At 60.8% G+C, this 16,103-nt stretch carries 11 protein-coding genes and 1 pseudogene; 2 read left to right on the top strand and 10 right to left on the bottom strand.

Features of this window, described 5'->3' with window-relative positions:
• Positions 1-22: 22 nt before the first annotated feature.
• The 7 genes from trbJ to X726_RS158020 all read right to left on the bottom strand — a co-directional run bounded on the left by trbJ (position 23) and on the right by X726_RS158020 (position 7,307).
• The gene (gene trbJ / locus X726_RS157990; RefSeq protein ID WP_023669263.1) at positions 23-748 is read right to left on the bottom strand and encodes a P-type conjugative transfer protein TrbJ; all 726 of its coding nucleotides are present in this window, start codon (positions 746-748) and stop codon (positions 23-25) included.
• Positions 745-3,195 (bottom strand): conjugal transfer protein TrbE, encoded by a 2,451-nt coding sequence (trbE, locus tag X726_RS157995; protein ID WP_023669262.1) that lies wholly within the window; start codon positions 3,193-3,195, stop codon positions 745-747. Before trbE ends, trbJ begins: the two co-directional genes overlap by 4 nt.
• Positions 3,189-3,461: a VirB3 family type IV secretion system protein gene (locus X726_RS158000; RefSeq protein ID WP_023669261.1), complete on the bottom strand. Its 273-nt coding sequence runs from the start codon at positions 3,459-3,461 to the stop codon at positions 3,189-3,191. Before X726_RS158000 ends, trbE begins: the two co-directional genes overlap by 7 nt.
• Complete coding sequence (locus tag X726_RS158005) at positions 3,461-3,769, bottom strand: TrbC/VirB2 family protein (RefSeq protein ID WP_023669260.1); 309 nt, start codon at positions 3,767-3,769, stop codon at positions 3,461-3,463. The genes X726_RS158000 and X726_RS158005 overlap by 1 nt, the downstream gene beginning before the upstream one ends.
• A gap of 11 nt (positions 3,770-3,780) precedes the next feature.
• On the bottom strand, positions 3,781-4,749 hold the full coding sequence (gene trbB / locus X726_RS158010; protein WP_023669259.1) for a P-type conjugative transfer ATPase TrbB: 969 nt from the start codon (positions 4,747-4,749) through the stop codon (positions 3,781-3,783).
• Positions 4,746-5,159, bottom strand: coding sequence for a CopG family transcriptional regulator (locus X726_RS158015; protein ID WP_023669258.1), 414 nt, complete (start codon positions 5,157-5,159; stop codon positions 4,746-4,748). The genes trbB and X726_RS158015 overlap by 4 nt, the downstream gene beginning before the upstream one ends.
• 117 nt (positions 5,160-5,276) lie before the next feature.
• Positions 5,277-7,307, bottom strand: coding sequence for a conjugal transfer protein TraG (locus X726_RS158020; RefSeq protein ID WP_023669257.1), 2,031 nt, complete (start codon positions 7,305-7,307; stop codon positions 5,277-5,279).
• Between the two features lie 1,228 nt (positions 7,308-8,535).
• Here X726_RS158020 and X726_RS158025 point away from each other — a divergent pair.
• The gene (locus X726_RS158025) at positions 8,536-9,489 is read left to right on the top strand and encodes a hypothetical protein (protein WP_023669254.1); all 954 of its coding nucleotides are present in this window, start codon (positions 8,536-8,538) and stop codon (positions 9,487-9,489) included.
• A 2-nt stretch (positions 9,490-9,491) separates the two neighbouring features.
• Here the strand turns inward: X726_RS158025 and X726_RS158030 are convergent, their stop codons facing one another.
• Together X726_RS158030 and X726_RS1000000170440 are read right to left on the bottom strand one after the other, a co-directional pair.
• Positions 9,492-9,722, bottom strand: a complete 231-nt coding sequence (locus tag X726_RS158030) for a hypothetical protein (protein WP_023669253.1) — start codon at positions 9,720-9,722, stop codon at positions 9,492-9,494.
• On the bottom strand, positions 9,704-9,871 hold the full coding sequence (locus tag X726_RS1000000170440; RefSeq protein ID WP_023669252.1) for a hypothetical protein: 168 nt from the start codon (positions 9,869-9,871) through the stop codon (positions 9,704-9,706). The genes X726_RS158030 and X726_RS1000000170440 overlap by 19 nt, the downstream gene beginning before the upstream one ends.
• Positions 9,872-10,369: 498 nt before the next feature.
• Between X726_RS1000000170440 and X726_RS1000000168025 the strand changes: the two genes are divergently transcribed.
• Entirely contained in the window at positions 10,370-15,175 is a 4,806-nt protein-coding gene (locus tag X726_RS1000000168025) for an HNH endonuclease (protein ID WP_156936422.1), read from the top strand.
• Between the two features lie 444 nt (positions 15,176-15,619).
• Here the strand turns inward: X726_RS1000000168025 and X726_RS1000000168755 are convergent.
• A pseudogene (locus tag X726_RS1000000168755) lies at positions 15,620-15,927 on the bottom strand (ATP-binding protein); the annotation flags it as partial.
• Between the last annotated feature and the right edge of the window lie 176 nt (positions 15,928-16,103).

Genomic DNA, 16,103 nt, shown 5'->3' with positions numbered 1-16,103 from the left:
CGTTGTCTTGAAGAACTGCCGCTCAGTTGCCGGGATAAGCCGTGCCGGTGCCCAGGAAACGCTTCGTCGTCTCGCGAGCGGCTTCCTCAGACTGCGCCTTGCGCGCCGCATCCTCGGCCTCGGCCCGGAACTGGGTCGCAAGCAGCGTCTGGATCTGCATCTGCTGCTTGGTCGAAAGCGCGATCAGCTGATTGGTGGCCTGGCTTGCCTCGAGGGCACCTGCCGCGCCCTGACTGCGATTGACGAGGTCGGTAAGCAGGTCGCCATCGGCCTGCACGTTCTCGACTATCTGCGACTGCGCGCTCATGGTCTGGCGGAACGCCTGCATGGCGCTCTGCCAGCGCTCGCGCGCGGCGCTCGCCACATCGCTGACCTTGATGGTGGCGTCGTAGCTTTCCGGATATTGCTGGCGCCACTGGTCCTGCAGCTTGTCGAGATCGAAGCTCAGGCCGCTCGCCTGGGTCATCAGACCGTCAATCCGTTGGAGCGAGCCGGTAAGCTGGCCCACGGAAGAGAAATCCAGGCGCTGAAGGTTGCGCGCCATGTTCTGCAGCATGGTCGCCTGGTTCTGAAGCGACTGGATTTGGTTGTTGATCTGCTCCAATGCGCGTGCTGCCGACAGCACATTCTGCGTATAGTTGGACGGGTCAAACACGATGAGCGCATAGGCCGGCTGGACGTAGTCAGCCATCGGTTTGGCAATCAGGGAAACGGTGACCAGGCTAGTAAAAAGGCGGCGTCCGATCATGACGATTGCTCCTTGTTAGGTTGAGGAAATTGCTGGAGAAGCTCGGCAGCCCAATCCAGGCCGCGCGCACTGAAGAAACGGGCGGCAAAGCTGCCCTGCCCTTCTTCGGAAAGAATATTGTCGATCAGGGTCTGCGCGGCCGGGTCGGAGGCGCCGCAAAGCGCAAGAGCGATCGGGCCTAGCCCGAGCTCGAAGAGGCGATTGCCGCGGCGCGACTGCAGATAGTAGTGGCGCTTCGGCGTGGCGCGGGCGACCAATTCGATCTGTCGCTCATTAAGACCGAAGCGCTCATAGGCTGCCCGTGCCTGCGGCTCCACCGCACGATCATTGGGGAGAAAAATGCGCTGCGGGCAGCTCTCGATGATTGCGGGTGCGATAGAAGAGCCGGCGATGTCGGCAAGCGACTGCGTCGCGAAGATGACGGAGACGTTTTTCTTACGCAGCACCTTAAGCCATTCGCGGATGCGGGCGGCAAAGAGCGGGTTGTCGAGATAGACCCAGGCCTCGTCGAGCATGAGCAGCGTCGGCCGCCCGTCAAACCGGTCCTCAAGACGATGGAACAGATAGGTGAGCACAGGCAGCACAGCGCCTTGGCTGTGCATCAGCTCCTGGGTTTCGAAACACTGCACATCCGAGATGGCCAGCCGGTCGTCATCGGCATCGAGCAGCCGGCCGAATGGTCCGTCGAGCGTGTAGGGCATCAATGCCGATTTGAGCGCATTGGACTGAAGCAGGACCGACAGGCCAGTCAGCGTGCGTTCCTGCGCCGGCGCGGTGGCGAGGCTGGTGAGCGCCGACCAGATTGCCTCCTTCACCTCCGGGGTGACGGTGACATTCTCGTGGGCAATGAGGCCGGCGATCCATTCGGCCGCCCAGCTCTGTGTGGCCGGGTCGTCGATGTGGCGCAGCGGCTGGAAACCAAGCGCACCATTCGCACCCAACGCATGGTGGTCGCCGCCCATGGCAAGCGCGGCGGCGCGGGCCGAATTGCCTTTGTCGAAGACATAGATTTGCGCGCCAGCGTAGCGCCGGAACTGCAAAGCGATCAGGGCAAGCAGAACCGACTTGCCGGCACCGGTCGGCCCGACAATCAGCATGTGGCCGACATCGCCGATATGGGTCGAAAGCCGAAACGGCGTCGAGCCGCTGGTTTCGGCGAAAAGAAGCGGCGGAGCGTAATCGCCGGTGACCTCGGCAAGGTGCTCGTTCTCCGCTGGACCTGCCCACACGGACGACAGCGGCACGAGATGGGCAAGGTTAAGCGTGTGAACGAGCGGCTGGCGAACGTTGGCGTAGACATGACCCGGCAATGAACCAAGCCACGCTTCGACGGCATTGATGCTTTCGCGAATGGTGGTGAAGCCGAGCCCGTTGACGATCCGCTCGACGGCGCGAAGCTTTTCCGCGGCGGCTTTACGGTTCTGATCCCACACCGTCACCGTTGTGGTGAGATAGCCGAAGCCGACATGATCGCCGCCCAATGCCTGCAGTGCTGCATCGGCATCGAGCGCCTTGTTGTCGGCGTCGCTGTCGACGAGAGGCACCGGTTCGTTGGTCACCACCTCGCGCAGAATAGCCGCGATCGATTTGCGCTTGGCAAACCACTGCCGCCGGAGCCGAGTCAGCGTCTTCGTGGCTTCCGCCTTGTCGAGTGGAATGAAGCGCGTCACCCAGCGATAGGCGAAATCCTGGTTATTGAGCGCGTCAAGGATTCCTGGCCGGGTGACGTTCGGAAAGCCGAGAACTGTGAGCGTGCGCAGATGCTGCTCGCCCAGCATCGGCTCTAGGCCGCCGGTCAGCGGCGCGTCAACCAGGACGCCGTCGAGATACATTGGCGTTTCCGGCACGGCGACCGGATGACGGCGTGTCGAGATCGTGCCGTGCAGGTACGTCAGGGTCTCGGCATCGTCGAGCGCGCGCACCTCGGGCACGAAGCCCGAAAGAAGATCGAGAACGCGGTCAGTCTCGTCTCGGAACCGGGCAAGCTCCTGGCGCCAGTCTCTTTCCCCTCCCAAGTCATGCGAGTCGACGAGAGCACTTTCCGCGCGCGCTTGGCCATCGGGCCCAGGCATGAAGACCAAGGTCAGATGATAGATGCTCTCGAAATGCGCGACCTTGCCCTCGAAGGCCGCGCGCCGTTCCTCATCGATCAGCCATGAGGCAGCATCGGGAAGGGCCGAGCTCGCATAGCCCAGCGCTTCGATGCGCTCGGCCTCGAAGAATAATGCCCAGCCAGAGCCGAGCCTTCTCAGCGCATTGTTTGCCCGCGCGCATATGCCGATGAGTTCGGCCTCCGTCGCGCTTTCAAGGTCGGGGCCACGAAACCGCAATGTCCGTTGGAAGCTGCCATCCTTATTGAGCACGATGCCGGGCGCGACGAGTGCTGCCCAGGGCAGATGGTCGGCAAGCCGGTCGGCTTTGCCGCGGTATTCGGAAAGCTTCAGCATGCAAGCCAGCCCTTTTGACGAAGATGACGGACAAGCACGCTGGCAAAATCCGGATCACGCCGTGCGGCAAAGACCGCGAGCGTGTGGCCGGCGATCCAGAGCACTAGACCGCCAATCCACTGCTGCAGGCCTAGGCCGATGGCCGCGGCCACCGTGCCATTGAGGATCGCCACCGCCCGCGGCGCGCCGCCGAGCAGGATCGGCTCGGTGAGCGCCCGATTGATCAGAACCTCGAAGCCTTCGATATGCTGCTCTCCGGTGCTCATCAGACGACTGCCCCGCCGCCAAAGGAGAAGAAGGAAAGAAAGAAGCTCGAGGCCGCGAAGGCGATCGACAGGCCGAAGACGATCTGGATCAGCCGGCGGAAACCGCCCGCCGTGTCGCCGAAGGCAAGGGTCAGACCGGTGGTGATGATGATGATCACCGCGAGGATCTTGGCGACCGGCCCCTGCACCGATTCCAGAATCTGCTGCAGCGGCTGTTCCCACGGCATGCCGGAGCCGGCAGCGTGGGCCTGGGCCGTGAGAAGAAGCGCGACGGCGGCGAACGAAAGAAAGCGAAGCTTCTTGCGCATGAGGTGACCTTTCAGAGCTGCTGGAGTTGCGGAAGTGTGAGCGGGGTGACGGCGTAATCGCCGCTGCCGTCGAGACCCGTGACCTCGGCGATCGCGTCAACCCGGCGCGCGGGTCCTCTTCCGGCAATAAAGATGACCAAGTCGACGGCATCGGCGATCAGCCGGCGGGGAACGGTGACAACCGCTTCCTGGGCGAGCTGCTCAATACGATAGAGTGCGGAGCGTGCCGAATTGGCGTGAACCGTGGCAATGCCGCCGGGATGTCCGGTGTTCCATGCCTTCAGCATATCGAGCGCTTCCGCGCCTCTGACTTCGCCGACGATGATGCGGTCGGGCCTCAGCCGTAAGGTCGAGCGTACGAGATCGGCGAGTGTGATGGAGCCCCGCCTCGTCCTCATGGCAACGCAGTCCTTGGCCGCGCATTGCAGCTCGCGGGTGTCCTCAATCAGGATCACCCGCTCATCGCATTCGGCGACTTCTGCCAGTAGAGCATTGGTAAGTGTCGTTTTGCCCGACGATGTGCCGCCGGCGACCAGGATGTTGCGCCGCTCGCGCACTGCCTTCCTCAGGGCATCAGCCTGCAGCGGGAGCATGACGCGATCGGCGACGTAGTTGGCCAGCGTGTAGAGTTTTGCCGCCGGTTTGCGGATGGCGAAGCATGGCGCCAGCACGACCGGCGGTAGCAGACCCTCGAAGCGCTCGCCTGATGGCAATTCGGCACTGACAATCGGACTATCTGCATGCGCCTCGGCGCGTACATGGGAGGCGACGAGCCGGATGATGCGTTCCGCCTCGGCAGGATGCATATGCACGCCTGTATCGACCCGGCCTTCTCCCAACCGGTCGAGCCTCAGCGCGCCGTCGGGGTTGACCATCACCTCGATGACGGTCGGATCGGCAAGGGCCTCGGTGATCGCGGCGCCCATGGCTGTGCGCAGCATGGCTCGGCGGCGGTGGTCCGCTGCGGGATGAGAGTTCATCCTTCGCCTCCGTTGCCATTGCCGTAACCAAGCGAGCGCTTCCCGGAGGCTATCTGGCGACCGACCTGCTCGACGAATTTGTCAAAGCGCTCTTGGGCGATCGCCTGTGTCGCCCGATCCGGAATTGGCGTGTGCGCATGAAGCGTGATTGAAAAGCGGATTAAGAGCGCGAGGCTCTCCAGAGTTATTTCGGCGTCGCGCCTGACATGGTCGAGATCGCGGGAAAGACGGTCCAGCCGCTTGCCGTAGCGCTGGTCGAGCTCGTTTTCACCACGCCGTTCGATGAAGGCCTCGACCGCTTTCGCGACGATTGCCGATTTCGTGGTCGACGGGTTGCGGCTGAGGGTTTCCAGCTTCTCGCTCAATTCGGGTTCGAGCAGAAACTGGTGGCGAATGCGACGGGGCTTCATACGTCTCGTTCCGACTGGCCGGCGCTGATGCGCCGGTGCGAACGAACATCGCCGAGATCCGCAAAATCGCTTATGGGCGTTATCTACGCCGAGATACGCCTCAGTTGCGGAAAGCGTTCAGAAGCCGGGGATGATGTCCTTGTCGTCGCCCCTTCCCTCGTTGAGGCCGTAGGCGCTCGCCGCGGTAGAAACCCGGTCCATGACGCGCTTGTCTGCGAGTGCCTCGGCGTCATCGTCCGACAGATTGAAGAGGTCATCCTGATCAGGCTCCCGAGAGACGACGACGTGGTCTTCAGGCAGGCCGGGATGACGCTGCTGTTGCACGCCGCTCCCTTCTTCGATTGCCGCGCCGGCGTGTTCGTCATCGGCAGCGAGACGGCGGTCAACACTGCGGACTTGTCCGCTCCAATCGTCGGGGCGCGACGCAGGACAGTCCGCGTACAGACCGTCGCGCAACACCGGCGCCGGCAGCACCCGTTCGGTGAAATTCGGATCCTGGTAATAGCGCAACTTCTGGGCGCGGATCGGCGGCAACCCGGAAACAAGGATTAATTCGTCAGCTTGCGGCAACTGCATCACTTCGCCAGGCGTCAGCAGCGGGCGAGCGGTCTCCTGGCGACTGACCATGACGTGCGAAAGCCAGGGCGCCAGCCGGTGGCCGGCGTAGTTGCGCATGGACCTGAGTTCCGTCGCCGTACCGAGCGCATCCGATATGCGTTTGGCCGTGCGCTCGTCGTTGGAGGAAAAGGCAATGCGCACATGGCAATTGTCGAGAATGGCGTTGTTCTCGCCATAGGCTTTGGAGATCTGGTTCAAGGATTGCGCGATCAGATAGGCGCGGATGCCGTAACCCGCCATGAAGGCGAGCGCGGTCTCGAAGAAGTCGAGGCGACCAAGAGCCGGAAATTCGTCCAGCATCATGAGCAGTTGGTACTTGCGGCTTTTCTTCGGGTCACCTTCCAGCCGCTCCGTCAGTCGCCTGCCGATCTGATTGAGCACCAGTCGCACCAGTGGCTTGGTGCGCGAAATATCCGATGGCGGCACCACTAGATAGAGCGACATCGGTCGTTCCGCATCCATGAGGTCGGCAATGCGCCAGTCGCAGGCCGATGTTGCCGAGGCAACCGTCGGATCACGATAGAGCCCGAGAAACGACATTGCGGTCGAGAGAACGCCAGAACGCTCGTTCTCTGACTTGTTCAGCACCTCGCGAGCCGCCGAGGCCACGACGGGATGGACCCGAGGTGTGTCCGCCGTGCCGAGGTGGTTGGTGGTCATCATCCGCAGCAGTGTCGCGGCAAACGAGCGTTGCGGATCCGACAGGAAAGTGGCGACGCGCGCGAGCGTCTTTTCTTCTTCCGCGTAGAGCACGTGCAAGATGGCCCCGACCAAGAGTGAATGACTAGTCTTCTCCCAATGATTCCGCCGCTCCAGCGCGCCTTCCGGATCGACGAGAATGTCCGCGATGTTCTGAACGTCGCGGACCTCATCTGAACCCCTGCGCACTTCCAGCAGCGGGTTATAGCGCGCCGATCTCGAGTCGGTCGGATTGAACAGGAGGCAGAAAGAGAACTTCGACCGCCAGCCGGAAGTCAGCTGCCAGTTCTCGCCTTTGATGTCGTGAATGACGGCCGAGCCGGTCCAGGAAAGAAGCGTTGGAACGACCAATCCCACGCCCTTGCCCGAACGTGTCGGCGCAAAGGCCATGACATGTTCCGGCCCGTCATGTCGCAGATAGTGATCCTTCAGTTTGCCAAGGAAAACGCCGGCCGGCTCAAACAGGCCTGCCTTCTCGATTTCCCGAGCCGCGGCCCATCGTGAGGAACCGTAGGTGGTGACCAACCCCCTCTGCCGCGCGCGCCAGAGGGAGCCAGCTATTGCGGCCGCACACCCCAAGAATCCGCTGGCTCCGGCAAGCATGCCGGCCTTGTCGAAGACCTCAGGCGCATAGGCGTCGAAGTGAAACCACCATTCGAACAGTTTCCACGGCTTGTAGATCGGCCGGGCCGCCGCGGCAAACCATGGCGCGCCAAGCTGCGGCTGATAGTCCAGCATGTGGGCGCACCATTGCGTTGCCGCCCATACGCCAACGATGACGATGGCGAACACAACTACGATCTGGCCGACAAGGAGCTTCGTCGGTGTCACGGGCACAGCCTCCACTGTTTGGTAGTAGATGGAAGCAGCATGACGTGACGTTTCAGAAAATCGAAGATACCCAATATACGCGCCCGTGCGATGCAGTGAACGTTGCAGGCTTGGAAGATTGGGCGCCAAGAAGTGTCATCGCGAAGGCGACGAGCGAATGACTTGTTTTGGGCCGGAAGCGGACTGACAACTTACGATGCTCAAAAATGCAAAGCGGACGTTGCAGTGGGCTGACAAGACTTCTGCAAGTGACCCTTTCCAGTCGCTCCTAGGGCGTTGCGTGAACGACCGCTTCGCGCGCCCCATTCAGCCGTTGAGCAGGTTTCCGGTGTTACCTGAAGACTCGCACTCGTTTCCACAGTCACCGCCTGGATTTGAATGAGCCCCCCACCTAGATCAGATGTTGAACAGGAGCTTTTTCGACATGCTCTTCGTGAGCGGAGCGTACTCGACCGGAGTTCCGCGGCTGATGACGACCGTCCGCCACATCCGAGCGCTGTCGGGGGTCTGAACTCGCATCCTCGTTCGACGTCGACTTGGCGGGGGTTAGCGTCAGACAGCGGCTCCGTTGACCAAGCGCTGGTCAAGGACTCGGTCTCGTTCGTGTAGCTCTGTGCTGTGAAGTGGACGTGACTGGGTTGGTCCAGAACGACGGTTCCAGCAAGCGGATGGGGGCGGTCCTGTTCTCGGCATGACAATGGCGAAGCCGACGAAGAGTGCCAGCAGGAGCAGCCCGCCTATCGTTCGCCTTACCCAGGACGACGAGATCCGGATCGCCGGTGCGGATCCCGCGTCGTAGGTGGCCGGCTCCCCTTTAAGACCTGTCTTTGCTGCCGCAGGTAGGCGCTCACCTCGTCGTCATAGGACGCGGTGCACTCCTGGAAGGCGCCCGAGCGCGTCTTCCAGGTCGTCGACCGCGTCTGCGGCGATGATCACGAACAGGCGGTAGTCACGATTTCGCAGTCCATTCGAGCGGTCAGTCGACACGTCATCGGAGTCGGAGCGGGGTACGAGAAAGGGGCGGATCAGATCTCGTCCTTGCCGGAGCGGATCAGCAGGACGCAGACGCACTCCTGCACCTCAGGCACGCGTTCTTTCAGGCGCAAAATCAGGGCGCTGCGGATGAGCCAGCGTAGATGCATGCAGCCGCACAACGCCGGCGCCTGCACGGCTTTACAGTGAAGGTAGAAGGCTGTAGAAGCCGCGCCCCACAGCGGCGGACAGATCGATGGTCAAGGGCGACGCGCTCACCGAACAGTTCTACGCCAGAGCCAAACGCGGCTACAGCAGATGTCTCTGGCCAACCATGAAGTGCCCAAACAAGGCGATCAACGCGCACTCCGTGCAGCGGGCGACGGCGCTTGCGCTCATCGCGGAGAAGCGGAAAGTCATGGAATTGCGGTCGAAGATAGTCGAAGGTCAGCTTCGGTCCCGGTTCGAGAGTAGAGGATTGCGGCAGGCGTCCACCTTCACGGGACTTTGCGCCGAACACGACGCCACCGTGTTCCGCAGCATCGACACCCAACCGCTGGACTTCAACAATCCAGCGCAGATGTTCCTGATTGCCTGGCGCTCGGTGACGCGCGAAGTCCACGCCACCATGGCAGGCGCCGATAATCTGCAGAATGCCCTGCGCACCGCAGTCGAGGACGGACGCGTCTCGCCGGATGAGGACTCGCCGCCGCTACTCTGGGCGACCCGCGCTTTGATGAGAGCCTACGTGACCCACTGCTACCGGACCGAATACTATGACCGAGTGTTCGCGTCCGGGCGGTTTGGCGACATCCTGCATTCGGTGGTCCCAATTAAAGAGCGGCAGCCCGTGCTCGCCTCGTCATCATTCTTCGCCGTCGACGACCGGCGTCTGGAACGTGACCTTCCCCGCCTCGTCCTAAACGTGATCCCGTCCAGCCAAGAGGAGACGACAGTCATCTTCAGTTACCCCAGAACCCACGCCGATTCCTGCAGGGAGCGTATCCAGCCGATCCTTCAATCGTGCGGTGAGAACCAGCTCCTCGCCCTCTCGACCATGATTTTGGACGCGACCGAGAACTTCTTCGTGCGACCGTCGCACGTTGCTGGCTGGCCGGACCAGAAGCGTATGCGGATCGAGGAAGCCTTCAGGTCGACCGTCACACAGGACGCGGATCTGCAGCCCGCGAACGATCTGATGCTCTTCTGAGGCTAGTCGTCGCCCTCAACGATAATCAGGTCATCGGCGGCGTCGATCCGGTCGTAGAGCGCTCGGACCACCTCAAGTTGGTCCGCTTGATTGTCGACCACGTCGTAGACGGCATTCGGGTCGGCCTGGCTCCTGCCAGCTCGCCCTGCCGTTTCCTTCAGTTTCTGCTCATGGACGAGCAGTGATGTCAGGATCGCCTGCATCTCCGCCGTCGTCAGGTTCTTCGCGCCCATGCCCGTGTCCTCCTCAACCGCGGGAAGATGGCGCGCAATTCGGGCAGGTCGAGCCGCCGGAGCCGGTCGATCTGCTGCACGCAGTTGTCGCCGCCGTCCTTCTGCAAGTCGAAGTACTGGTATTCGTAGATCAACTTTCGGCAATGCATCCAACGCACACCTGTCATAGAGTGACTTACCAATCGTCACCAGTCCCAACCATTTAAGAAGCTGAGGTCAGCTTTCAAGACGCAGGCGGATGAGATCGAATGGCCGAAGTGAAGGCGCATTGCGGTCCGGCAGCCTTTGGGCCGCTTGCAGACCGGTAGGTTCGGGCGACGATTTAACGAATAGCAGACATTCAAGTTTTGCTCGCGGCGGGTCTCAGATCGATCAGAAATGCAAGTAGCTTATGAGATTAGCCCCGCTGCATAGCGCCTATCAACGATTGGGCGGTGCAGCGTTGCCGATCTGCACTCCCCGGCACTACACAATTCGCGGGATAACTCCGATACATTGGCTCTCACCGTATTCCCGCACCTAGGTCTGTTACATAAGCTGCAATCCCTGTTTTTTGCCCACTTGCAGAGCGTATCTGGCGCACCCCGCTGAGAGGTTTTGTGGCCCCAAGGCTTGAGACGAATCTAGTCAAGTTTCTGCAATACGGCGTGTCACAGGAGCTGGGACAACGCGCGGTGACGGCTGGGCTTACGATCACGAAAGTCAGGACAGCCAGTCAGAAGGACATCAAAGACAAAGGCTTCACGGGGGAGGAAGCCAAGGCACTCAAGGCCGCCGTAGTACGTCAGCCAATTGATGAGGCGTTACTGCTCTCGCTTCTCGAAAACAGCAACTACCTCTGCAACTGCTGCAAGGGCGACAAAGGTCAGTCCTTCATCGTTCATCACATCGAGGAATATTCGACCTCACAGGACAACAGCTACGACAATCTGATTGTCCTCTGCCCGACCTGCCACGACCAAGCGCATCGTTCGCCCACACAGCTCACGCTTTCGATCACGCCGGAGATGCTGAGGTACAACAAGGCGAACTGGGAGCCGGAGGTTGAGAGAAGAAATGCCGAGCGCGCCATTCGAAAACGCGAGAGCGAGGTATCGACCGCTGAGCCGGGTGAAGCACTCGCCCTTCCAAAGGTGAAGAAGGTTCAGACGCGCGTCATTGTTCTGAATTTCGAAGGCGATGCGGACGACTTCCACGTTCAGAAGGTGGACGCGATCATCGAATCTCTCAGGCACATAACCGGCAATGCCGGGATCGAACTTGTCTCGACCGAGCGCGGTTCTTTCCTGATGCTCATTCGCGCGACTAGCGACGACAAGGCAAAGATCGACACACCCGAAACAAAGGCGTTGCTGCTCCAGGAGCACAACGCTGTTCTAACAAGTGTTGTAGACGAGCAGTCCTTCCGGCAAGTGCAGATGAGGGACGACGAACTAGGCCGTGTCCCGCGCGACCTGCTCGAGTGGTCGCAGACACTTCCGGACGGTACCCACTTCAGCCGCCCGGAGAAGGACCAGATTCTCGAGACTATCGCGGGGCAGGAGACCACGACGCAGGCCGTCCTTGGGCTTCCGGGTTCCGGCAAGTCAGCGCTGCTCGCCGAAGTAGCCAACGCGCTCATAAAGGATGGCATCAGGGTTCTGGCCATCAAGGCCGACCTGCTCGACTCGGCAATCGAAACCGAAGACGATCTCGCCGAGTGGCTTGGACTTACCATTCGTCCCAGCGCGATGCTCTGGCGGATAAGTCAGTTGCGACCGGTCGTTCTTATGATCGACCAGCTCGATGCGCTCGCAGGCTACACGGACATAAAGACTGGGCGGCTGAGTGTACTGCTGAGCCTGGTCCGGCGCGTCAGCGGCCTGACAAACGTGCACGTTGTCCTGTCGGCTCGCGAGTTCGAGTACGAGCACGACGTCCGTCTCAAGACCATCACGGCCGAAACAATTCACTTGGACCTGCCGCCCTGGTCCGAGGTCGTTCCTGTGCTGGAGCGCCATGGATTCGAACCCGCAGGCTGGCCTGCCGACGCGCAGGAAGTTCTACGGTCGCCCCAGGCGCTGAAAACGTTCCTGAAGCTGGAGGAGAGGAGCAGCGAGCCCTTCCGCAAGTACCAGCTCATGCTGGACCAGATGTGGGCGGAGACGATAACGAGGCAGCCCAGCGGGTCGCGGCTTGCGAAGCTCGTCACCGACATCGCAGACCAGATGGCGGAGAAGGAAATCCTGTGGCTCCCCGCCGCGCGATTTGACCAGGACTCGGAGGACATAACCTATCTCGTGAGGGCGGGAATGCTCTCAGACCTGGGCCAGGCCGGAAGCAAGATAGGCTTTTCCCACCAGACCATGTTCGAACATGCCCTCGCACGATCCTTCACCCGCAGCCAAGGACGGCTATCGGAGTTCACAATCGCCCGGCAGACTTCGCTGTTCGTGCGGCCGAAATTGTGGTCCGCCCTGACCTATCTTAGGGAGGTTGATCCGACTGCCTACGGCGTGGAGATGCAATCGCTCTTCCATACCCAGGATTTGCGGCTTCATCTCCGGACACTTCTCGTTGAATTCCTCGGTCAGCAGCCGACGCCGGACGGCGTGGAGGCACGCCTGTTCGACGAAGCGCTTGCGTCGGACAGGCGACCAACGGCTTTCATGGCAATGGCAGGAAGTCACGGATGGTTTGAGCGGTACAAACACACTGAGATTGTCCGTGCGATGAACGACGACAAGGAAGCCACCCTGGCTCTGGGCGTTCTCAATCGCGCTTGGGTATTTGCTGCCCGCGAGGTCGAGAGGCTGATCGCCGAGAACTGGTCGGCGTTGCCGGGCTGGGATGGCTTCACCTGGGCTGCCCTGGGTCAGGCGCGGGTGTGGACGCCGGGCATGGTCGAGATGGCGAGGGCGCTGATTGCGCGTACCGCAATGCACGCGCATAGCCTCGAATTTATTATCTCCACAATCGGCGTAAGCCAGCCGGAGGTTGCGGTTCAGCTTCTGCTCGCAAAGCTCGACCAGGAGCTTCAGTCGGCAAAACAGGAGTCGGCCAGAAGGATAGCGTCCGCTCCCAAAGAGGACGGCGACGGCTCCTGGACTTCGCGCATATCCTCGTCTCCCAGAGAGCCGATCAAAAGTGTCGTCGAGCAGGCGAAAGCCTGGGACACCCTGGAGGCACTTGGAAAGGAAAATCCCGCGCTGTTCCTTGGAGCCCTGTGGCCTTGGCTGACCGAAGCGATGGTCGCGCTTCGCGATCTTGACAGCGAGGAACACAGCCTCTCCTATCCGCTGCAGCACACGCTCGATTTCAAATTCGAAGAGGAAGAGCGGAGTCAAGGGCGTTCTGACCCCCCCATACTCAGCGCCATTCGCGTTGCGTTGGAGACCCTTGCCCTCAACGACGAAAAGAACTTTCTTCAATGGCTGTCAGAGCATGAAGGAGATGAATTCAATCCTGCCCAGCGGCTGTTCGCGCATGTACTATCGCTCTACCCGGATCAGTATGCGCAAGTCGCGTATCGTTTCCTTCAGGGCGATCCGAGACGATTTAGGCTCGGAAACCACGAAGACCCTTCTGGGACAACAAAGCGCCTCATCGCGGAGGCGAGCCTTCACTGGTCCGACGCGGATGTCGAAGCCTTTATCGCCGCCGTCAACGCTTACGCACCGACAGCTTATCCCGATCTGGACGTCAAAGGCCGCAAACTTTTCAGCGACAGGGTTCGTCGCATAAAGCTGGGCCTCTTATCGGCACTGCCTTCCGAACGCTTGCCGGGAGCGACCCGCCGCCTTGTGATGGAAGAACGCCGCCGCTTCCCCGGTTCGGACGAGGGAATACGGCATTATGGGCCGTCGTGGATAGGTTCGCCCATTTCGGCGGAGCAGCTCGCAAAGGCGCAGAACGACGAAGTTCTCAACGCTTTCCGCCAGTTGCCGGACAAGTATGAGTGGGACCATCCCAACCGCATGATGGAGGGCGGCAACATACAGCTGTCGCGGGCCTTCGCGGAGTTTGCAAAGACCGACCCCCAGCGGGCCGCTACGCTCATACGCAAGTTCGAGCCGAGCTTTGGGACCCGCGCAGCAGGCTACGCGCTGGAGGCCATCGCCGAAGCGGGTGATCCTCAGCTTGTGATGAATCTCATGGCCGAACTCGACGGGCGTGGATTCACCGGCGATGAGTTTCAGAACTCGGCGTCCGAGGCCGTCAGCCGATTGGTCCGCCGGGAGATTGCGGTCTCACCGGAAACCCTCGACATCATTGAGAAGTGGCTCAATGAGCCTGCCGCTCCAGACACCGCTACAGCGCAGCCTAAGGAAGATCGGAGCGACGATCAGGATCAAGAACTCCTCGACACGGGAGAGGAGAAGGCCAGCGAGAAGGACGCAGGAAGGCGGGAGCAAAGCATCCTCTGGGGAATGGGCTCCGCCTTTACACTTCCCGCTGGAAGCTTTCCCAAGCTGGATGTTCTAGTCCATGCCCTGCTGCTGGCAGGGCAGCACGACCGCGTCCTGGCCGTACTGACACGCGCCAGCGAGCGCGGAGAAGACGATCGGGTATGGAGGGCCATCCTTCATTGGTTACGCTACCTTAAGCCGACCAATAGGGAAGAGCTTGAGGGGCTCCTGGACACCGTCTTCAAACGCTACCCGGCTCTGCTGAGGACTACCGAGCTTGCCATTCTGTTCGCCTACCTTCACTGGAGGCATGCCGGTTTCGTGCGTTCTTACCTGGAGAAGTGGGCCGCCTCCGGCGACGAGTATTTCGAGCAGCTTGCAGGTGAGCTGACGCCCTTGATTGCGTTCCTGCAACCGAAGCTGCCCTGGACGAAGCCATTGCTGGAGCAGGTCGTCTTTGGACCGGGTACGGACTCGACACGGCTTGGAGCCATCAATGCCGCCGTCAACCTGTTTCCGGATCTTGAGTGTCGGGAGCGCGCGTCTGAGCTACTCGTTCGCGTAATCCCCCAGATAAGCGGCGTTGCCTGGAACAACCTTTTCGACGTGTTCCGGCTCGTAGACGAGATCACGCCCGATCCGAGCTGGGTCGCGTTGCTCACTGCCATTGAGGCCAACCTTGAAGGCGCTCCGAAAATCAACGCGACGTTCGTCGTGGATCGCCTCCAGACACTTCTCCCCCATTGCGCTCTCCTCGTGGCGAAGATCGCCAGGAGACTGATCGAGACCTGGCGTGACGAACTCGGGGACATCCAGACAGGGATAGCGGGCTCCGCTTCCGAGCTGGTTGACCTTGCGATTACGCTTCACCGCATTGGCGACGATACCCGCGAGGTAGGGCTGGAGCTTTTCGAGCAGCTGGTCGAAATCCAGGCTTACACGGTCAAGGAAACGCTTGAGCAGATCGACAACAGGTTCAGAAACCAGGCTCCGCAACGCCAGCGGCTGCCTCGCCGCAACCGGGCCGCCCGCCGACGCGCGGCGCGACGGGCGACCTCGTCTTAGGCGGCAGTGCCGACAGCTGCGTCCCATCCCTTAGCGCGAAGATACCGCGCGGGCACCTACAGGGAGGTCCGCTCACGAAGCACGGAAGCGATTGGATGGACGCCCGATTTGATCCTCAACGAAGTCTCCGATGTCTTCATGAACGAAGTCGGCTTTCAGGAGACGACGCTACAGACCTGAACGGCCGAAATTGGGCGCAAAGCTGCCATTCACGTCGTGGAGAACGTATGAGAAGGCGACCTTGACTGCTGAGTGTACTGCATCAAAATCTCTAGTCCTTCCACTTATCAGATTTTGCTTTGGTGATAATTGCCTTGGCGCGTTCGACAAGCTGCCCCAGTCTTTCGATGGTCGGGGGCGCTTCGGTGCCTGCCTCCGTATGACTATGGTGTTGATTTTCACTGAGAACTGACCCGGCGTTTCCACCGAGATTTGACCCGCCTTTCATGTATGTTTCGGTTCGGGATTGAGGGTCAAGGTTCTGGCTTTCTCCTTCGCTTTTTTAGGCTCGTGGGCAGAGCTGTTTTTGAATCGGAAGCTGTCGTTTCCGGTTTCGCGGATGTGGCAATGATGGGTCAGCCCGTCGAGTAGCGCGGTTGTCATCTTGGCATCGCCGAAGACACTGGCCCACTCGCTGGGCTATTGGCGATCTGGCCCGATCGTCCCTGTGCCTTCTGCTGTTCCAGCGCATTGACCAGCTCGACCGTCGAGAAGAAGCGAACCCGCTTGTGATGATGCTTGGCATATCTTAGCGCTGATCCTTCTCGACGTCTCAGAGCAAACCCGACACTCCAGACCGTGCGCTCTTGCGCGTCGAGGCACTGACACTTAGGTGAGAAATGAGCCGCCTGCAGAACGACGGGCAGCAGCTGAATATCTCGGCAACACCGGGACGTCCTTCCTCGTCAGCATATTCTTGCGCAACGTC

The organism is Mesorhizobium sp. LSJC285A00, assembly GCF_000503155.1.
GTDB lineage: Bacteria > Pseudomonadota > Alphaproteobacteria > Rhizobiales > Rhizobiaceae > Mesorhizobium.
The sequence above is the reverse complement of the archived record's forward strand: the minus strand, read 5'-3'. Positions and strand labels throughout refer to the sequence as shown.